16 protein-coding genes are annotated in these 18817 nt (G+C 62.9%); 4 read left to right on the forward strand and 12 right to left on the reverse strand.

The annotated features are described in order from the left end of the window. Positions 1-115 precede the first annotated feature (115 nt). From VF629_RS08770 to VF629_RS08790, 5 genes are all read right to left on the reverse strand, one after another. Positions 116-988, reverse strand: coding sequence for a helix-turn-helix transcriptional regulator (locus VF629_RS08770; RefSeq protein WP_331058094.1), 873 nt, complete (start codon positions 986-988; stop codon positions 116-118). Between the two features lie 18 nt (positions 989-1006). Then, positions 1007-2671 (reverse strand): M1 family metallopeptidase, encoded by a 1665-nt coding sequence (locus tag VF629_RS08775; RefSeq protein WP_331058095.1) that lies wholly within the window; start codon positions 2669-2671, stop codon positions 1007-1009. Positions 2672-2948: 277 nt separating this feature from the next. After that, positions 2949-4277 carry an ammonium transporter gene (locus tag VF629_RS08780; RefSeq protein WP_331058096.1) on the reverse strand — a complete coding sequence of 443 codons (1329 nt, stop codon included), beginning with the start codon at positions 4275-4277 and terminating at the stop codon, positions 2949-2951. Positions 4278-4474: 197 nt separating this feature from the next. After that, entirely contained in the window at positions 4475-5077 is a 603-nt protein-coding gene (locus tag VF629_RS08785; RefSeq protein WP_331058097.1) for a DUF4468 domain-containing protein, read from the reverse strand. 7 nt (positions 5078-5084) lie between these two features. Then, the gene (locus VF629_RS08790) at positions 5085-6290 is read right to left on the reverse strand and encodes an outer membrane beta-barrel protein (protein ID WP_331058098.1); all 1206 of its coding nucleotides are present in this window, start codon (positions 6288-6290) and stop codon (positions 5085-5087) included. 534 nt (positions 6291-6824) lie between these two features. Here VF629_RS08790 and VF629_RS08795 point away from each other — a divergent pair. Genes VF629_RS08795 through VF629_RS08805 form a run of 3 tightly spaced genes read left to right on the forward strand, consistent with a single transcriptional unit; the run spans position 6825 to position 8185 of the window. Continuing rightward, positions 6825-7787 carry an EamA family transporter gene (locus VF629_RS08795; protein WP_331058099.1) on the forward strand — a complete coding sequence of 321 codons (963 nt, stop codon included), beginning with the start codon at positions 6825-6827 and terminating at the stop codon, positions 7785-7787. Between the two features lie 9 nt (positions 7788-7796). Beyond that, on the forward strand, positions 7797-7976 hold the full coding sequence (locus VF629_RS08800; RefSeq protein WP_331058100.1) for a hypothetical protein: 180 nt from the start codon (positions 7797-7799) through the stop codon (positions 7974-7976). Beyond that, positions 7946-8185, forward strand: a complete 240-nt coding sequence (locus VF629_RS08805; RefSeq protein WP_331058101.1) for a group III truncated hemoglobin — start codon at positions 7946-7948, stop codon at positions 8183-8185. Before VF629_RS08800 ends, VF629_RS08805 begins: the two co-directional genes overlap by 31 nt. An 81-nt stretch (positions 8186-8266) precedes the next feature. On the opposite strand, the gene VF629_RS08810 is transcribed toward VF629_RS08805, so the two are convergent. Further along, positions 8267-8794, reverse strand: coding sequence for a DUF4126 family protein (locus VF629_RS08810; protein WP_331058102.1), 528 nt, complete (start codon positions 8792-8794; stop codon positions 8267-8269). 185 nt (positions 8795-8979) lie between these two features. Here VF629_RS08810 and VF629_RS08815 point away from each other — a divergent pair, with 185 nt between their 5' ends. Further along, positions 8980-15252 (forward strand): hypothetical protein, encoded by a 6273-nt coding sequence (locus VF629_RS08815; protein WP_331058103.1) that lies wholly within the window; start codon positions 8980-8982, stop codon positions 15250-15252. A 91-nt stretch (positions 15253-15343) separates the two neighbouring features. Here the strand turns inward: VF629_RS08815 and VF629_RS08820 are convergent, their stop codons facing one another. From VF629_RS08820 to VF629_RS08845, 6 genes are all read right to left on the reverse strand, one after another. Further along, complete coding sequence (locus VF629_RS08820) at positions 15344-15724, reverse strand: hypothetical protein (protein WP_331058104.1); 381 nt, start codon at positions 15722-15724, stop codon at positions 15344-15346. Positions 15725-15841: 117 nt separating this feature from the next. Further along, positions 15842-16528 (reverse strand): carboxypeptidase-like regulatory domain-containing protein, encoded by a 687-nt coding sequence (locus VF629_RS08825; RefSeq protein ID WP_331058105.1) that lies wholly within the window; start codon positions 16526-16528, stop codon positions 15842-15844. A 72-nt stretch (positions 16529-16600) separates the two neighbouring features. After that, positions 16601-17065 (reverse strand): hypothetical protein, encoded by a 465-nt coding sequence (locus VF629_RS08830; RefSeq protein WP_331058106.1) that lies wholly within the window; start codon positions 17063-17065, stop codon positions 16601-16603. 103 nt (positions 17066-17168) lie between these two features. Beyond that, positions 17169-17543, reverse strand: a complete 375-nt coding sequence (locus VF629_RS08835; protein ID WP_331058107.1) for a hypothetical protein — start codon at positions 17541-17543, stop codon at positions 17169-17171. Positions 17544-17587: 44 nt separating this feature from the next. Then, positions 17588-18043 carry a hypothetical protein gene (locus VF629_RS08840; protein ID WP_331058108.1) on the reverse strand — a complete coding sequence of 152 codons (456 nt, stop codon included), beginning with the start codon at positions 18041-18043 and terminating at the stop codon, positions 17588-17590. Positions 18044-18381: 338 nt separating this feature from the next. Continuing rightward, positions 18382-18675, reverse strand: a complete 294-nt coding sequence (locus VF629_RS08845) for a BLUF domain-containing protein (protein WP_331058109.1) — start codon at positions 18673-18675, stop codon at positions 18382-18384. Positions 18676-18817: the final 142 nt, after the last annotated feature.

Raw genomic sequence — 18817 nt, forward strand, 5'->3', positions numbered from 1 at the left:
CCTAGGCGTCCGACCGGTTGTTGACATGACTACCTCCGTTCAACCTGCCCTCACGACAACCGGTCGGACGCCTACGGCGTCGGACCGGTGCATACGTGGCCTACGGCCTACCGTCCTACCCTGCCCGGTAGGCCGTGGGCGAAAGGCCGGTGCTCGTTTTGAAAAAACGGCTGAACGCAAACTGGTCGCCAAAATGCAGGCTGGCGGCCACCTGCTGCACGCTCACGGCGGGGTTCTGCAGCAGGGCCTTGGCTTCGAGCACTACGGCCTCGGCTATCCAGTCGCTGGCGGTGCGGCCGGTGGCTTCTTTCACCAGCTCGGTGAGGTGCTTCGGCGTGATGCACAGGGCCGCGGCGTAGAACGTGACGCTGCGTGCGGTGGCGCAATGCGCCTGCACCAGCTGCCGGAAAGCGGCGGCTAGTTGCTGGCTCCGGCTGCGGCTGGCGGGCAGCGGCGCGGACAGCTGCTCGTCGTAGAGGGCGCCAATCTCATAGAGCAAGCTGTTGAGAATGTTCTTCAGGATGTTGTCTCGCTCCGCGCTGGGCGTGTTGTATTTCTGCTGCAGGAAGCGGAAGGAAGCCGCCAGGTTCTCGGCCTGGGCGGCCGACAGCTGGAGCACGTACGTGGGCGGCGCGACGAAAAAACGGAGCTTCCCGGTCGCCGCATTGTTGGCCGTGATAAAGTCCTTGGTAAAAAAGATGGACAGCGTTTCGTAATCGTCGGCGAGGTGCAGCCACTGCTTAATAACGTCCGGCGTGGCCAACACCAAGCAATTGGGCCCCACGGCGTAGGTTTCCAGGTTCGCTTTCAGCTCGGCGGTACCGCGCAGGCACAGGCTGATTTTGTAGTAGTCGCCCCGGTACGGGCGGTCCACCGGAATCTTGGGTTTCGCTAGGTTGGCATAATCGGGGAAGTAGAACCCTTCCGCAGACGCGCCCTCGTGGCTCGAAAACGCCTGTAGCTGATAGGTCGGGATACGTTCGCTCATTGCGAAGGGCGGCGCCGGTTACTCCACCAGCACGCCAATGTAGTAATTGAAGGTGTCCACTTCCAGGTTCTCCTTGGTGGCGCCGGCCAGCTCCTTGATGGGTGCCCATTTGGTGGTGACGGGCACAAACTGGTAGTCGCCGCCCTTCAGCCGCAGGCGCACGGGCAGGTCAAAGCCGCGTACCTCCGACACCCAGCGGGCCAGGGCCTGATTGTTCTCGAAGCGGATTTCCAGGGTGGGCAAGCTGGCGTGGCGCAGGTATTGGTCGAATACTTTGGTGAAATCCCGGCCGGTTTCGCGGTTGAAGTAGTCGATGACCTGCTGGCCGGTCACGGTTTGGTGGTAGAAGGTGCTGGAGAGGCCGCGCAGCAGCTGGCGCCACTTCGCGTCGTCGTTGATGACGGTGCGAATCATGTTCAGCAGGTTGCTGCCCTTGTCGTACATGTCGCCCGAGCCTTCCTGATTCACACCGTAGGGACCGATGATGGGCGCGTCGTTCTGGATGTTGCGGCGCTGGCCGTGGATGTATTCCTGACCAGCGGTTTTGCCGAACTGGGTTTCCACAAACAGCGCCTCGGAGTAGCAGGTGAAGCCTTCGTGCACCCACATGTCGGCAATGTCCTTGGTGGTGATGTTGTTGCCAAACCACTCGTGGCCGCTTTCGTGGATGATGATGAAGTCCCACTTGTCGCCCCAGCCGGTGTTGCTGCGGTCTTTGCCCAAGTAGCCGTTCTGGTACTTGTTGCCGTAGGCCACGGCGCTCTGGTGCTCCATGCCCAGGTGCGGGGCGTCCACCAGCTTGTAGCCGTCCTGGTACCACGGGTAGGGGCCAAACCAGTTTTCCATCGACTTCAACATGGGCTTCACGTTGTCGCCAAACTGTTTTTTGGCCTTGGCGAGGTTCTCGGGCAGCACCCAGTAGTCGAGCGTGAGCGGGCCTTTCTCGCCCTGATACAGGTCGGAGAAGTGCTGGTAGTCGCCCACGTTCAGGGCCACGTCGTAGTTGTTGATGGGGTTGCGCACGGCCCAATCGAAGCGGGTGTAGCCGCCCTTGAGCTTGGTGGTTTTGCGCAGGCGGCCGTTGGAGATGTCCTTCAAGCCGTCGGGCACGCTCACGCTGATGAGCATGCTGTCGACCTCGTCGGCCTGCTGGTCTTTGGTGGGCCACCAGATGCTGGCGCCGGCGCCCTGGCAGGCCGTGGCCACCCAGGGCTTGCCCTTAGCATCCTGGGTAAACACCATGCCGCCGTCCCAGGGCGCCTTTTTCGCCACGATGGGGTTGCCCGAGTACTGCACCGTAAACTCGTCCCGGCTGCCTTTGGCAATGGCTTTTGGAAAGGTGACAAACACCGCATTGGCTTCGCGCGTGAAGGGCACTTCTTTGCCTTTGTACAGTACCTTTTCCACCTTCAAGTTGGCAAACAGGTCGAATTGCAGGCGCGTAAAATCCTGCGCGGCCGTGAACCGGAACAGGTTAGAGCCGCTAATGAACCGCTTGGCCGGGTCCAGCTTCACGTCGAGGTGGTAATAGTTGAGGTCGTAGCAGGTACGCAGGGGCGTTTGGCCGCCGCGCAGCGAGTCGGCGCGGGTGAAGGCCTGCTTGCCTTGCAGGAGTTGGGCCGCGGCGGGGCGAATGCTGCCCGCGAGCAGGCCGAGCAGGAGGACGAGGGACGATGATTTCACGAAGCAAAGATGGGCCAGCGAGACGGGTTGCGCAGTTGAATGAGCTGCCCTGAATGTTGATTCCGTTGACTTACCAACGGCCGATACGCAAGGAGTAGTAGCGCGAACTGTGCAGTTCGCGTGCCCGCGCCATGTGGGTGTCGTTCTGGCACGCGAACTACACAGTTCGCGCTACTTCTTGGCGTGACATCAGTTACCAGTCAAACCCAGGCTTCCCCTAACAAAGAAAGGCCGGAGCAAATGCCCCGGCCTTTCTACTCTCAAACCACGAAACCGCTTACGCGCCCGCCAGCAGCTTTTCTTCGTGCTGGCTGATGTCGAGGCCCTGCAATTCCTCTTCTTCCGAGACGCGCAGCGGCGTGATGAGGTCGGTGAGTTTCAACAACGCAAACGAGGCCACGAAGGCGAAGGCCGACACAACCACCAGCGACAGCAGGTGCTTCAGGAACAACGCCGTGCCGCCGTACGCCAGGCCGTCGACCGCGGCCGAGTTCACGGCTTTGCTGGCGAAGATGCCCGTCATGAGCAAGCCCACCATGCCGCCCACGCCGTGGCACGGGAACACGTCCAGCGTGTCGTCGAGGCGCGACTTGGAGCGCATGTGCGCCACCGCGTTGCTCGTGACGCCGGCCACCACGCCGATGAAAATGCTCACCGGAACCGTCACGAAGCCCGAAGCCGGCGTGATGGCCACCAGGCCCACCACGGCGCCAATGCAGAAGCCCACGGCCGAGAGCTTCTTGCCCCGCGCCACGTCAAACAGAATCCAGGCCAGACCGGCGGCCGAAGCGGCCACGTTAGTAGTAGCAAAGGCGCTTACGGCCAGTGCATTGGCCGCGACCGCCGAACCAGCATTGAAGCCAAACCAGCCGAACCACAGCAGGCCCGTGCCCAGCAGCACAAACGGAATGTTGGCCGGGGGCATCACCTCGGCGGCGCCGTGCGCCTTGCGGGGCTTCAGGTAGATGGCCGAGGCCAAGGCCGCCCAGCCCGCCGACATGTGCACCACCGTGCCGCCGGCAAAGTCCAGCACGCCCAGCTTGAACAGGAAGCCCTCGGGGTGCCACACCCAGTGCGCCAGCGGGGCATACACCACCAGGCTAAACAGCACGATGAACACGATGTAGGACTTGAAGTTGATGCGCTCCACGATGGAGCCGGTGATGAGGGCCGGGGTGATGATGGCGAACTTCATCTGGAAAAAAGCAAACAGCATCAGCGGAATGGTGGGGGCCAGCGACCAGGGCTTGCCGTCCAACACGCCGCGGAAGAGGAAGAACGTGCGCGGGTCGCCCACGAAGCCACCAATGGAGGTGCCAAAGGCCAAGCTAAAGCCCACCACCACCCACAGCAGGCTGATGATGCCCATGGCCACGAAGCTCTGCAGCATGGTCGAAATCACGTTTTTCGTATTCACCATGCCGCCGTAGAAGAAGGCCAGGCCGGGCGTCATGAGCAGCACCAGGGCCGTGGCGCAGAGCATCCAGGCGGTGTCGCCGCTGTTGATGCCTTCGGTGACGATGGTGGTGGGCAGCGCCGGCATAAACGTGGCCATCAGGCCCAGCGCCAGCAGCAGCAACACGGGTATGTAATTGGGCTTTTGCATAAGGAGGTTTGTGTGTTAGTGGTTAGTGGTGAATGATTAGTGATTAATGGTCAGTGAGTGGTGGTTAGTGAGTGGTGGTTAGTGGTTAGTGGCAAATGGTTTGCGTTTATGTGGCCGGCAACGCGGTAATGCCGCGTCGTTATTCGGCCTGCCCCTTATCATTAATCATTAACCACCAATCATTAACCGTTAAATTCTTACCAATCGGTGCCGCGCGGCGCAGGCGCTACCGGCTTGGGCACGGCAAGCATGGCGGTTTTAAGCTCCTCGGCCAGAGTGGTCACGGTGAGGGCCGTGTCCTGGCGATGGGTTTCCCAGAGCTTTTGCCAGCCGGGGGCCGTGGCGTCTTCCAGCGGCTTGGTTTTGCCGGTGGGCTGCGGCAGGGCGTTGCGGTCGGGCTGGTGGTAGGCGAAGGAAAAATCGGTGAACTGCGAGCGGTAGCGGCCGTTTTTCACTTCCACCGTGAGTCGGTAGTGCACCTTGCCGTGCAGCCGCTTGGTGAGGTAGCCCCGGTCGTACACCCCGAAGGCGTGGGCGGCCACCAGCCGGCCGGCCACCGAGTCGGCTTCGGCCAGCTGGTAGCCGCGCCGCTGCAGCCAGCTCTTGGCGTGGGCGTAGAGCAAGCCCGCCTGCAGCGAGTCGGCCCGGACCACGGCGGCAAAGCCCACTTTGCCCCGCTCGTCGAGCGGCAAGGCCTGCGCCCGGGCCTCCAACGCGGCCAGCCAGCACGCGAGCAAGCACGCGAGCAAGCACACCAGCGGGCGCGCCGCACCCAGCGGGGGAGAAAAGAAGCCACCCATCCGCCGGCTAGTATTTGTAGATGAAGGCCACGCCCAGCGTGCTTTGGGTCTTGCGGCCAGTACCCACCGAGTTTTCATAGTACTTGTCGGGCGAGGCATCGAAGCGGAACTCCGGCTTCACGATGAGCTTGGTAGCAGCCAGGGTGATGGGGGCCGTCACGGTGACCGAGTTGTTGCTGGTTTGGAGGTAGCGCACGGCGTTCTTGTCCTCGAAGTACTCGTAGCGCACGCCCACCCCTACCACGTCATTGATGGCGTAGTTGGTGTAGAGGGCCACGCCGCCCCAGTCGGGCGTGGTGCTGCCAAACTTTTCGGCGACGGCCGCTTTCTCCAGCGCCGAACCGGTGCTGAAGTTGTAGCGGCCGTAGGCCGCGTTCAGGCCAAGGCCGAACTTGGGCGTGACCTGGTAGGTCGTCGTCAGGTCGTAGAGTTGGCGGTTGTAGCTGCCAAACCCGCCCGCCAGCGTGCCGGCGCTCACCAGCGAGTTGAGGTAGGTGTCGTCGCGCGAGCCGCCAATCCAGTTCACGTACACCGTCCAGGTGCTGAGGGGCTTGAAGGAAAACTGCCCGATGATGGACTTCTGCTTGTTGTCGTCGGTGAGGTTGTCCCAGTTGTTGACCACGCCCAGCATCAAGGAGGTGTGGTCGTTGAAGGCGTAGGCCGTTTTCAGGCCGAGGTGGTAAAAAGGCCCGTTGTTGAACAGGTTCGACAGCGAGTAGTGGTAATTCAGCGGGGCGTCGATGACTTCGTAGCCGATGTGCGTGCCAAACTGCCCGGCCGTGAAGCTGAGCTTGGGCGTGACCCGGTACGTGAAATACGCCTGCTTGATGGCCGCCGACGTGCCGTAGAGCGCCGCGCCGTAGGGCGACTGTGGCCGGTAGGAGTTGAACGCGCCCGTGGTGTTGCCGAAGTTGCCCAGTTCGGCGTTGGGCCCGAAGGTGAGGTCCACCACCAGGTCGGACTTGCGGTTGGAGTACCCCAGCTTGGCCTGCACCAGGCCCAGCGCAAACTGGTCGGCGAGGCGGTCGAAGGCCCGGCCGGCCAGTTGGTCTACCCCCAGCAGGTTGCCCGATTGGGGCCGGTTCAGCGCCGTGAGGTAGTAGGTGTCGATGTAGCCCGACACGGTCAGCTTGCCCGTGTCGGTGGAATCGGTCTGGGCATTGGCGGCAAAGCCAGAAACGCCTAATAGGAGCGTCGGTAGTAGTTTTTTCATAGGGCTCAGGTGCGTAAATGGTGTTTAAAAAAGAAAACCAGTTCGATTTGTTGAAATTCTGTGCCTGCTATTTCTAGTGCCTATCTCCTGCTTTGTAGTATATATTTTTACTATACCCCCTTCGTTTAATATGTCAACTTTTCAAATGTATAGTAATTTTTACAAATATGCCATATCAAAATAGGGTAATTTTTTAAAAATATGCTTTTTTGATATTTTATCAATTTATAGACGGTTACCAACAACTTTCTTATGCTTGACTGGTTGCCCCGCCTTCTGAATACCGCATTAGCGCGCCGGAAACGACCTGCATCCAGCGCCAAACCGCTATTAGTTTCTGCTGGCCTCGTGGCGTTTGAGCCGGTTCAGGGCCGACTGGTGGCGCAACCCCAGGGCTGCGCCCTAATTTTGTCGGGGCGCTCGCTCTTACCGCTCATGGTGGCCTGGGCGCAACAACTCCGCGCCACCGCTCAGCGCCAGCCTTCTGCCATTGCCCGCCCAGCTACGGGCTTTTCCCATCCGCTTTCGACTTACATGTCCGATACTGCTATCAGCCCGCCTTCACGGGTGGCACTGCTCACGGCTTTCCTACTGGTTTATCTTATTTGGGGGTCCACTTATGTGGTGATGAAGTTCGCCGTGGCCACCATGCCGCCGCTGCTCATGGCCGGCACGCGCTACGCGCTGGCCGGCGGGCTGCTGTACCTGGTGATGCGGTGGAGCGGCGAGCCCCGGCCCACCTGGAAAGGTTGGGGGTTTGCGGCCATCATCGGGCTTTGCCTGCTGGGCTTCGGCAACGGCGGCACCACGATGGGCGTGGTGTACCTGCCGAGCAGCATCACGGCGCTGCTGGTGGCCACGGTGCCCATGTTTCTGGCGGTGCTGGGGTGGCTGAGCGGCCTCTCGCCGCGGCCCACCAAGTGGGTGACGCTGGGGCTGGGCGCTGGCATGGCGGGCATGTACCTGCTGGTGGCGCACACCAAAGCGGCAGCCGTGAAAGAGCCGGGCCACACGGGCCTGGGGGTGTTTGCGGTGCTCCTGGCCTCGCTGGTGTGGTCCATCGGCTCGCTGTATGCGAAAAACCACCGGCCGGCGTCCTCGCCCTTTATCTCGGGCGGCATGCAGATGCTGTGCGGCGGCATCGCCATGTTCGTAGCGGGCCTGGTGAAGGGCGAGGCCACGGGGTTCGAGTTTGCGCAAATCACGGCCAAGTCCTGGATGGCTTATGCGTACCTGGTCACCTTTGGGTCCATTGTGGCTTTCACGGCCTACATCTGGCTGCTGCGCGTGGTAGAGCCCGCGTTGGCCGGCACGTACGCGTTTGTCAACCCCGTGGTGGCGGTGCTGCTGGGCTGGGCGTTTGCCGGCGAAGTATTGAACCCCCAAATGCTGGGCGGCGCGGCGCTCATTGTGCTGGCAGTAGTGCTGGTGGTGTTGGGCGGACGCCGCAAACCCAACGTCCCCGCCACCACACCCGAAGCAGTCATAAAAGCGTAATCCTTTCCGATGGAAGCTCCCCCACTTTCCGACCTAAGCACCGAAGCCGACATCGTCAAGCTGGTGGATACCTTCTACGCTCGGGTGAATGAGGACGCCCTGCTGCGCCCCGTTTTCAACGACGTGGCGCAGGTGGACTGGGCCACGCACCTGCCACTATGTACGATTTTTGGAGCAGTGTTCTGCTAGGCACCAGCCGCTACAAGGGGCGCCCGATGGCCAAGCACTTCCCGCTGCCCATCCGGGCCGAGCATTTCCGCCAGTGGCTGGCTTTGTTCTGCGCTAGCGTCGATGAGCTATTCATTGGCCCCAAAGCGGAGGATGCCAAAGCCCGCGCCCACAGCATCGGCACCATGTTTGAGCACCGCATGACGCCAAACCCGCTGTCGCTGCAGTAAGTAGCGTGGACTTTTAGTCCGCGCCCTAGAGCCTTGGACATTGCCCGCACGGCCGCGGACTAAAAGTCCGCGCTACTGCTCTTACATGGGGTGCCACTCAGCAGCGGCCGGGCGCTGGCCACGGAGCAAAGCCGCGCCGCCGGCCAGCACCAGCGCATCCTCGCCTACGCCCACCAGCGCAACGGGCACCCCAAATTTCTCGCTGATGCCCGTGCGGAAGGCATAGCTCACGATGGTGGACGCAAAGGCCACGGCGGCCCCCAGCAGCCCGCCGCCCAGCGCGCTGCCGTGGCGCGACTTGTACCAGGCCGCGCCCACCACGGCGCCCGACAGCAGCCGGCCCGCCATCACCTCGGGGGCAATGCGGTTGGGCGTGCCGGGCAGTTTGTCGGCAATTATCTCCCCGGCCGCCGCCACCTTCAGCAGGCCGGCGGTGAAGGGCTTTTGCAGAAAGCGCAGCGACGAACCCGCCAGGCCGGTGTGGGGCTGGCGCGAGAGATAGTGGCTGGCAAAAGCCGGCGCGCTCATGCTCCGCATGCCCGCCAGCGTGGCAAAACCCAGGACGGGCCAGAATTTGGCCGGACGGTGGAAAGACTTGGATGCTTTCATAATAAAATATGGGTGTGCACAGTTTAACGGCGTCGAGCCCGCCGAGGTAACGAGCTATTCAATAAAAAATATTCGTCGCTCACCGCTCTAACTGCCGCTTTCTATTTCTACTCCTCTTCCTGCTCCGACGACGTTTGCACGCCCCCGCGGCGTGACTTCATCCACCCCGTACACTTGCCTTGCGCATGGAAGCCCCCGTGGTTGCCCTCATCATCGCCGTCGTCCTGGCCTCTCGGGTCTGGGATTTGCCCAAAAAGCTGGCGGCCTTACAGTCCGAGGTAGACCGTCGCCACAAAATCCAGGAAGAAATGCGGGCCGAGCTGCACCGCCTGCGCGACCAGCTGGCCATGCTGCGCGATGCCGCCTTGGCGTCTCCGCCCCTCTCCCCGGTCGCCGTTGCACCGGTTGAGGCTGCGCCGGTGAGCGTTGCGCCCGTTGTGGCCAGCCCCGTTGTAGCGCCCGTGGTGGTGCCAGTGAGTACGCCAGTGGCGCCGCCCGTAATCGCAGTAGTAACTCCGCCTGCACCGACGCCGGTGGTGCCGCCTGTTGCGCCCCCAGCCTTAGCAGCGGTGCCAGAAGTGGCCCGGCCCACTCCTCCAGTACCAGTCGAAGCACCGGTTGCAGCATCGGTTGCGGCAGTTCCACCGGCCGCCGTACCGGTGCCGCCAGCACCACCCGCCCCGGCCGAGAAGCCTGCTGCTGCGCCCATTCCTGCCCCGCCAGTGGCCGCACCCACGCCAGCTCCAACACCCGCCCCGGTACCCGTTCCAACGCCGAAGCCGACCCCAGTGCCGCAACCGGTGGCTGCCCCAACCCCGGCCCCGGCGCGGCGGCCACCCGTTACGCCCCCCACCCCTCCGCCGCCGCGCCGGCCCATGCCCGCCCCGGTCCCGGCCGGGCCCGACTGGTGGGACAAACTATCCACCGTACTGCTCGAAAACTGGACCGGTATTCTCGGGGCCGTGGTCTTGGTCACGGGGGTCGGCTTTTTGGGCATTTACGCAGCCCTGCGCCTGGCCCCGCCCCATCGGTTCCTGCTGATTTGTGGGTTTGCGATGGGGTTGCTGGGCGCCCGGTTCGCGTTGCGCGAGAAGGCCTTTGCCCAGCAATTGAACACCTGGCTGCTGAGCAGCGCGGCGGCCATTTTTCTGTTTGCCTGCGTGGGTTCGGTCAGCATTGACGGCTTGCGCTGGGCCACGCCGCCCTTTGAGTACCTGTTGTTGCTGGCCGGCGTGTGTGCCAACCTTTTCCTGGCCTGGCGCTCCAGCCGCGAGGCGGTGGCCACGCTGCACGGCGTGCTGAGTTTGGTGGCGCTGGCAGTGCTGCCGCCCTCCGTCCTCACGCTGGCCGCGGCGGCGGGCGTCACGGCTTTTAGCATCGCCATCACTTACCGGCAGCTGTGGAAATACCAGCTGCTGCTGAGCATCGCCAGCTTCTTCGCGTTTCATCTGTATTGGCACCAGGAATTGGCAGCCACGTCCAACACCGTGCGCCTCACGGCCATGGCGCTGGTGCTGCTGGTGGGCGTGGCTGCCGCCTTGGTGCAATACCGCAGCGTGTACGCCAAGCGGCAATTTGAGCCGCTGCTGTTTGCGGCCCACCTCCTGAACTGGACCACGCTGGGCATCAGCTTGTATCTGCACAGCACGGGCTCCGTCTGGAAAACCATTCCGCTGGCCTTGGGCGCGCTGCTCACGTTCTGGGCCGGGCGGCGGGCCAAGCAGCTCGGCATTGGCTGGCTGTTTCAAACCGACACCATCATTTCGCTGATTCTGGCTTTGGCCACGGCGTTTTCGCTGCAAGGCTGGCATGCCTCGCCGCCGGTTGTTCTGCTGTTTATGCTGCTCGAGGCGCTGCTCATTACCCTCGTCATGGCCCGGCAGCGGGAAGTGCTGGTGTACCGCGTGGCCCTGACGGTGGCCTCGCTCGCCGGCGTGGGCCTGCTGCTGGCAGCCGCCAGCCGCGCCAACCACCTGCCCGCCGACCTCTACCGCGACGCCCTGGTGCTGGCCCTGGCGGGCTGGGCTGGCCTGGCCTTTGTGCAGCTCATTTACCGCCAGCCGCTGCTGGCCGGTGGGCCCACCCTGGCCAATAAAGTCCACCGCGAGCTGCTGAATGGGTACGCCGGCATCTGCGGAGTGCTGCAAGCTGGGGCGGGACTACTTCTGGCTCGGGCGCTGTTTGGTTGGGAGTCGCAACCGGTGCCGCTGCTCCTGGTGGCGCTGCTGGGGCTGGCGGCTGCTTCCGTGGGTCTGGCGCTCTGGGTTCGCACGGCGCAGCAGGCGCCCGGCTGGGTGCGGCAACAGCAGCTGTTGCTGGGTCAGTACTTTGCTGTGCTAGCCGTGTTCGGCCTGCACGAAACCGGCCTCAACTGGCCCGTTCTGCTGGGCATTCTCTACGCCGAAAACCTGCTGGCGGCCCTGCTGCTGGCGCGGCAGCGCGAGACCTTGTCGTACCACGTGGCCCTCACGGGCGCTTACCTCTCGGGCACTGGCTTGCTGCTGGTAGTCGGCTTCCAGGCAAGCCATGGCCTGCCGCCGGGGCTGTACCGCAATGCTTTCGTGTTAACCTTAGCTGGCTGGGCGGGGCTATTTTTCACGCATCTGGTTCTGCAACAGCTGTCCCGGTTGCTGGGCGCCGCCGAACCCACAGCCCCGATGGGCAGCTCGTTTGGCACTGATAAAACCGAGCGGGACTGGCTCAGTGGCTTCGCTGGTTTGGCGGGGCTGCTGCAAGTGGGGGCCGGACTGGTGCTAGCACGGGCGCTGTTTGCCTGGCAGGACGTACCTGCGGCCCTCCTGCTGGCGGCACTGCTGAGCCTGGCAGCCATTTCGGTAGGTTTGGCCGCGTGGCTGCGCACTTCGTCTCTGATGCCTGGCTGGGTACGCCAGCAGCAGTTGCTGCTGGGTCAATTCTTTGCCGTACTGGCTGTGTTTGGCTTGCATGAATTAGGCCTGGGCTGGCCCGTCATCACGGTGCTGCTCTACCTCGAAAACCTGCTGGTGGCCCTGGTTATGGCCCGCAAGCACGAGGACTTGCTCTACCGCATTGCCCTCGCAGGTGGGTACGTGGCCGGCCTCAGCCTGCTGCTGCTGGCCGGCGCCAAGGTGAGCACCGCATTGCCCTCGGTGCTTTACCGGGATGCATTGTGGCTGGCCCTGGCGGGCTGGGCGGGCATTTTCTTCATTCACGCAGCTCAGCGGCAGCTGGCTGCGCGGGCCAAAGCCACACCAACCACCCAATCCTTTCTGCCAAGTAGCAGCCAACCTGATTTTGACTGGTTGGGCGGATTTGCGGGCCTAGCGGGGCTGCTGCAAGCCGGTGCCGGGCTGGTGCTGGCGCGCGTGCTTTTCGGCTGGGCTGGGCAGCCGGTGGGTTTGCTGCTCGTGGCCTTGGTAAGCTTGGCGGCCATGTCCGTAGGCCTGGCGGCTTGGTTGCGCCGCGCTACGCTCACCCCCACCTGGGTGCGGCAACAACAACTGGTATTAGGTCAATTCTTTGCATTGCTGGCGGTGCTTGGGCTGCATGAAATGGGGCTAGGCTGGCCCGTGGTGTACCTGATGCTTTATGCGGAGCACCTGCTGGTGGCCTTGGTTACGGCCCGGCAGCGCGAAGGCCTGATGCACCGCCTCAGCTTAGCCGGCGCTTACGTGGCGGGAATCAGTTTGCTCGTGGTGGCCGGCGGCAAAGTGAGCTCTGGCTTGCCGGCCACGCTCTACCGAGACGCTCTCTGGCTGGCGCTGGCGGGCTGGGCAGGCATCCTGTTCCTACGGCCCGCTCACCGGCTGCTGGCGGCCTGGGCCACTGCTGACGCTGCAACCGCGCCGGCCACCACCAAGACGGACTTCAACTTGCTTGGGGGCCTCGCCGGCTTGGCGGGCTTGCTGCAAGTGGGCACTGGGGTGCTGTTGGCGCGGGTGGTTTTCGGCTGGGAGCAGGCGCCGGTGTGGGCGCTGGTTGGCGCGCTGCTGGGGCTGGCCGCGGCCGCTTTGGGGTTGGCCACTTGGCTGCGGGCCTCGAAGCTGGTGCCGGGCTGGGTGCGGCAGCAGCAGTTGGTGCTGGCCCAAGGCTTCGCGACGGTGGCCATCTTCGGCTTGCACGAAACCGGCTTGAGCTGGCCGCTGGTGCTGGGGCTGCTTTACGCCGAAAACCTGGCCATTGCCCTGTTGGCAGTTCGCCGAGGCGAAGGCCTGCTCTACCACCTCACGCTAGCTGGTGCCTTTTTCACGGGCACCAGCCTGCTCCTCGTGACGGGTAGCCAAGACGGGGTTCCAGCCCCGACGGTGCTTTACCGCAACGCCCTGGTGCTGGCCTTAGCCGGTTGGGCCGGAATTGCCTTCGCCCAGCTGACTTACCAACAACTGACCGCCAGAAAATCAACTGACCCTTCGGGCGAAGGCGAAGCCAACAAAGTTGCTTACGATTTGCTGGGCGGCTTTGCGGCGCTGGCGGGCTTGCTGCTGGCCGGAGTAGGGTTGCTGCTGGGCCGCTCCTTATTTGCGTGGTACAACGCGCCGGCTCCTTTGGTACTGGGGGGGCTGTTGCTGTTGGCCGGCGCCTCGGTGGCCCTGGCCACCTGGGTGCACACCAAAAACCAGTTGCCAGCTTGGGTGCGGCGCCAGCAACTGGTGCTGGGGCAGTTTTTCACCGTGTTGGCCGTGTTTGGGCTGCACGAAATTGGCCTGAGCTGGCCGGCCGTGTTCACCCTGCTTTATGCCGAAAACCTGCTATTGGCCTTGCTTCTCACGGGCCGCGACGAAGACGAGCTGCTGCATGCTCAAACCTACCTGCTGGTGCTGCAAGCGCTGGTGTTGCCGCTACTGGTGCGCAGCCTATGGCCCGGAACCCTCGAGTCGTTGAGCCGTGCCGGACTGCTGGCCGCGGCAAGCCTGCTCACAGCGGCCTACCAAGCGCGGCGGCTATTCTGGCCACGCGCGGCCGAAGCGGAGGAATACGGCCTGCTACGCCTGGGTGGCACGTGGCAGCTCTCCATATTGGGGGTGGCGGTTGGCTGGCTGCTACTAGGGGCGGGCACACTGTTGTACCAGATGCCATGGGCCGCTTGGGCCATGGTAGGGATGCTGGGTGGCCTGCTTTGGCTCCGGGCGCGGACGTCGCTGCCGGGCGTATGGGCGGGGGTGATACTGGCCGGCACCGGCTACCTCCTGCTGCAGTGGGGCCACGTCCTGACGCCTGCCCGCGGGCAGGCATTCAGCCCCGGCTACGTGCTGCTCTACCTGCTGCCCACGCTGGCCGTGCCCGCGGCGGGCCTGCTCACCTCGTGGTGGGCGGCCGGCGAGCGGTTCGTGCGCTGGCCCTGGGTGTACCTACTGGGCGCTCATGGCGTGGTGGCGCTGGTGGCAGCCGTGCCCGCCGGGCACGTGGCCTACTTCTCGCTGGGCCTGCTGAGCCTGGCCGCAGCCGCCTTCCTGGGAGCGCTGGCCTGGCGCAAGGCACTGCCCCACACCGCCGCCGTGCTGCGGGCCGGCCAGCCCGACCGCTACCTGCTGCACCTGGGCTATTGGCTGCTCAGCGGCAGTTTCCTGACGCATCTGTGGCTGCTCACGCGCGCCGAACGATTCTTCGGCCAGCCGGCTGAGTACTACACGGCGGCGCTGCTCTTTGCACTGCTGGCTACCTGGGCCAGCGTGCGCCCACCCGCCACGGCGCCGGTGTACAATTCCTGGCGCCGGCTGCAGCCGTGGCTGCCCGAAGCCGCGCTGCTGTTTGGCTCGGCCACGCTGGGGCACAACGTGCGCACGTCGTGGCTGCCGCTGCTGTGGGCCGCGGCGGCCGTGGGGCTGGGGTACGTGGCGGCTCGCGTGCCGCTGCGATTTCGGCGGCTGGGCGCCTACAGCCGCCTCTACTACTGGTTGGCGGCCGGCACGGCCGGCGTGGTTTGCCTGTTCGCCATCAGCCCCGCCCAGCTGCTCAGCCCCGAATGGTGGGAAAGCAGCGCGGCGGTGGCGCTGCTGTTCGGCTACGTCTGGCTGGCCCTCGCGCAGGACGATGCCTCGTTTACCGGCCTTTCGCCGGCCTGGAATGCCTTGGCGCGTCCCCCGCGCCGGGTGCTCGAAGCCTGGCTGCTCTACCCCGCTTTCCTGGCGCTCTCGCTGCTGCTCATCCAGTCCTTCGGCCGCTCGGTGCTGACCGTGCTGCTGATGCTGGAAGTGGTGGCCGTGTTCAGCACCAGCTTGCTGTTGCGGCGGCAGGACCTGCGCTACCTCTCGCTGGCCGGCATGTTGGCCTGCTTGGTGCGGCTCGTGTTCTTCGACCTCAGCCGGAGCGGCACCATCACGCGGGCCATCGTTTTCATCCTCATGGGCCTGCTGCTGCTGGGCATGAACGCGCTGTACGCCCGCTTCAAAACCCGCTTCGCTCCCGAAGAGTCAGAGGCCGATGATTCGCTGTTCGACGACCTCGTGCCCGATGATGAGCCGCAGGTGTCACCGGAGTAATTCCGCTTCGCTACTCCCGTTCTCTGACAACAAAAAAGGCCCGTCCAACAATGGATGGGCCTTTTTTGCATAATAATAGTGCCTTCCGGCCTTAGTTAATTTCGTCGGCGTGGGCACGCACCACCTCGCGGGCAATGGCCAGGTTGGTTTCGCGGGCGTTCACGGCCAAGTAGATGAACTTGTTGCCGGCTGCATTCAGCTTGATGAGGTGCAGCTGGTTGGAAAGCGTGATGAGAATATCCTCGATTTTCTCCCCCGTGAGCTTGAGGGCGGACATGGCTTTTTGCTTCTGCTTCACCACTTCGGTGTTGTAAGCGGCGGCCGTCTCAGGGTTCAGGCTCGGCGAGTTGGAATGCGACGCCAGGGCCATGCCCGAGGTGACGTCGACCACCGCTACGGCCAACAGGCTGGGCAAATCGTTGAGGATTCCGTCGACTGCTTTTCCAGCAGGACTGTTTTTAGAGTAGGCCATATCGGCTAAAGAAGAGGGATGTAATAAAGAAGATTTTTTGAGTTTATTCGCAACGTGCTTACGGTAGGTCCTCGCTTTCACTATAGGATAACACGGATAGGCAACTGAAACCTAGGGTTAGAAAAACAGCCAGTGCTTGCGCTTGGCGGCTTTGCGCTGCAGGGTCACGCCTTGGGCGCTGGTTTCGCCGGCGCTCAGCTCTTGGTCCTGGTAGCCGGCGTAGCCGTATTGCAGCGTGGTCGAGGCCGCCAGGGCGGCGGGCACGCGCAGGGTGTAGTGGCCGGTGGCGTCGGTGCTGGCGCCCAGGCCAGTGCCTTTGCGCAGCACGGTGGCGCCCACCAGCGGGTTGCCGGCTTCGTCCAGGATGCGGCCGCTCAGCGTGACCATGCGCATGGTACTGGCTTCGGTGGCAGCGGCGCTAGCGGCTTCGACCACGGCCATTTCGGGCATGGAAACCGGCACGGCGGGGCGGTTGTGCGAGGGCAGGCGGGTACCGGCCATCGATACGCCGGCCACCAGGGCGGCCATGCCCACCATCGAAAAGGCCCGGCGGCGGAAACGCTGCGGCTGCTCCCGAATGAAGAGCAACTGCTTCTGCACCCACGTGGTGGGCGCGGCGGCGTCCTGGGTAGACATTTCGTGCCAGCGCGTCACGGTGGTGTGGGCCTGCGCGGCATCCTTGCGGAGGTAGTCTTCCACGGCGCGGGCCGACGAGCGAGCCAGGTCGCCGCGCAGGTAGGCGTCGCGGTACACCGGCAACAATTCGCCGGTCTGCGGGTCAAAGGGAGTAGCCGTAAGCTTCATGGGTGTGAGAAAAAAGGGTGAAAAATGGATAGTGTGGCTTGACCGGCCAGCCACGGGCCTAACTGAACTGAGCTATTCGGCCGCCGACGGCTCCAGCCGCTGCATGCCGCCCCGCATCACCTCGCGGGCAATGCCCAGGTTGGTGTCGCGGCGGTCTACGGCGAGGTACACGAACATGCGGCCGCTGGGCGCCAGGCGCAACAAATGCAGTTGGGAAGGCAGCGTGAACAGCATTTCCTCTACCTGTTCCTGCGGCGTGCCCTGGGCGACCAGCGCGGCCCGCACCTGGCGCACTGCTTCGGCGTTGAAGCCGGCCACCGTGCCGGGCCGCAGGGCCACGTCGGCGGTGTAAGTGGCCAATGGTTTTCCGCTGGCCACGTCCACTACCGCGGCCATCAGCAAGTCGGGCAGCTCGGCCAGCAAGTGCCGGATGGCGTGCTCGATGGCGGCGCTTTCCGGGCCGGTGGTCGCCAGCACTACTTCGTTGGCGGCCGGCCCCGTCAAGCGCTGCAACTGCTTGAGAAAGGGTATTTTCATAATGCGCGGGCGGGGCCTTCCCGGCTTGCTCCCAGCGCCCGCCAGATGGCGCGGCGCACGGGCAGTTTGGCAGTAAAGCGGCGCGGACGCCGCCGAAACCTAATTAGTTGAGCTGGTCGGCGCTGGCGCGCAGCACTTCGCGGGCAATAGCCAGGTTGGTTTCGCGCGAGTTCACCACCAGGTAGATGAACTTGTTGCCCGCCAGTTTGATGAGGTGCAGCTGGCTCGTCAGCGTGATGAGGATGTCCTCAATGTTCTCGCCGTTGAGTTTGAGGGCGGACATGGCTTTTTGCTTCTGCTTCACCACTTCGGTGTTGTAAGCGGCGGCCGTCTCGGGGTTTAGGCTCGGCGAGTTGGAATGCGACGCCAGGGCCATGCCCGAGGTGATGTCCACCACCGCCACGGCTACCAGGCCGGGCAGGTCGTTCATTACGTCTTGTACTACTTTGCCAGCGGGGGAATTCGTTGAGTAAGCCATGATAAGGGCAAAAAATAAAGGTGATGATGGAAATGAATGAGGGATTAGGCAACGATGGGTTTCAATACTTCACGGGCCAATGCCAAGCTGGTGTCCTGGGCTTTGACGGCCAGATACACGAACCACTGGCCGTTTTTGGATAGGCGTAGCAGCGTAAGTTGTTTTCGAAAAGAGATGAGGATGTCTTCCAGCCGTTCGCCGCGCAGGTGCAGCGCGGCCAAGGCCTGTTGTTGCTGGCGCACCGTTTCGGCATGGTGGGCAGCAACTGCGATGGAGTCGAAATTCCGTAAGCGGCTGAAGTGTGCCATACAATTTCCTGTTGCGACGTCCACCACTGCCACGGTGGTCAAAGCTGGTAATTGGGTGAGCGCCTGCTTTAGTACTTTTTGAATTTTAATGTGCGTAACACAAGAGAAATCAAGGGATTGGCTTTCAGTGATAATTTGCGTGCTGCCCACTCTTCGCTTGAGCGGTTTCTTAGCGGCAACGGGGAGGCTCATATTTATAAGCTGAAGTAAAATCTAGCTCATAAAACACGTTATTGACGTATTATTCTTTTTCAGAGCCATTTTCCTATTACAAATCTCAGCTCTTACCCATGCCAATAAAAATGACCTACGTCACTTTTTACATTGATTTGTATCACCATTTGTCATATTTTCCAAATTATGGAATATGACTCTTCTAATTTTTCCCATTTTAGTAAATTAGTCACCTTTGAGGGAACAAACATGCCCTGGGCGCCAGCCTTGCCAGTGTTTAATCTCCGGAAAATTATATTGCCCGAGCCACGCGAGCCCGCGCTACAATGCACGCACCCGGCTTGCTTGGTGCAGCCCTAGTGGCGGTAGGCCATGGACCAGGCGGCAAAGCCCCGCTGGGGCAAGGGCTCGTCGGCCAGCATCACGATGTCGGTGTGGCGTGGGTCGTGCAAAATCTTGCTGTACAGCAGCCACAACGCGGTTTCTTCTCCCTCCAGCACTTGCATAAACTTGCCGTCCCGGTACAGCAACATGCCGCTGATGTGATGGGCCGCATTGTACACTCGGGCCTGACTCAATAGAGCCTCAAGCGCCTGGGTAGAGAACGACTGCAACGCGGTACTCTGGTACCGCAAACAATGAAGAGGCATAACGTGGCGCCCAAAAGGCCTACTATGTATATAAACAGCTTATTATTAACCCAAGTTGCGGAGTACCCCGGTGAGTCCCAGGGGGGGCATGTCGGTAGACCATCCGGCAGTTAAGCACGGCAAAGCCCCAGGGGGGCGGCAT

This window comes from Hymenobacter sp. (assembly GCF_036388155.1).
Lineage (GTDB): Bacteria > Bacteroidota > Bacteroidia > Cytophagales > Hymenobacteraceae > Hymenobacter.

Coding starts and splice junctions, on each gene's coding strand:
- VF629_RS08770 (WP_331058094.1), bottom strand. CDS start 988: ATGAGCGAACGTATCCCGACCTATCAGCTACAGGCGTTTTCGAGCCAC.
- VF629_RS08780 (WP_331058096.1), bottom strand. CDS start 4,277: ATGCAAAAGCCCAATTACATACCCGTGTTGCTGCTGCTGGCGCTGGGC.
- VF629_RS08785 (WP_331058097.1), bottom strand. CDS start 5,077: ATGGGTGGCTTCTTTTCTCCCCCGCTGGGTGCGGCGCGCCCGCTGGTG.
- VF629_RS08790 (WP_331058098.1), bottom strand. CDS start 6,290: ATGAAAAAACTACTACCGACGCTCCTATTAGGCGTTTCTGGCTTTGCC.
- VF629_RS08795 (WP_331058099.1), top strand. CDS start 6,825: ATGTCCGATACTGCTATCAGCCCGCCTTCACGGGTGGCACTGCTCACG.
- VF629_RS08800 (WP_331058100.1), top strand. CDS start 7,797: ATGGAAGCTCCCCCACTTTCCGACCTAAGCACCGAAGCCGACATCGTC.
- VF629_RS08805 (WP_331058101.1), top strand. CDS start 7,946: ATGTACGATTTTTGGAGCAGTGTTCTGCTAGGCACCAGCCGCTACAAG.
- VF629_RS08810 (WP_331058102.1), bottom strand. CDS start 8,794: ATGAAAGCATCCAAGTCTTTCCACCGTCCGGCCAAATTCTGGCCCGTC.
- VF629_RS08815 (WP_331058103.1), top strand. CDS start 8,980: ATGGAAGCCCCCGTGGTTGCCCTCATCATCGCCGTCGTCCTGGCCTCT.
- VF629_RS08820 (WP_331058104.1), bottom strand. CDS start 15,724: ATGGCCTACTCTAAAAACAGTCCTGCTGGAAAAGCAGTCGACGGAATC.
- VF629_RS08825 (WP_331058105.1), bottom strand. CDS start 16,528: ATGAAGCTTACGGCTACTCCCTTTGACCCGCAGACCGGCGAATTGTTG.
- VF629_RS08830 (WP_331058106.1), bottom strand. CDS start 17,065: ATGAAAATACCCTTTCTCAAGCAGTTGCAGCGCTTGACGGGGCCGGCC.
- VF629_RS08835 (WP_331058107.1), bottom strand. CDS start 17,543: ATGGCTTACTCAACGAATTCCCCCGCTGGCAAAGTAGTACAAGACGTA.
- VF629_RS08840 (WP_331058108.1), bottom strand. CDS start 18,043: ATGAGCCTCCCCGTTGCCGCTAAGAAACCGCTCAAGCGAAGAGTGGGC.
- VF629_RS08845 (WP_331058109.1), bottom strand. CDS start 18,675: ATGCCTCTTCATTGTTTGCGGTACCAGAGTACCGCGTTGCAGTCGTTC.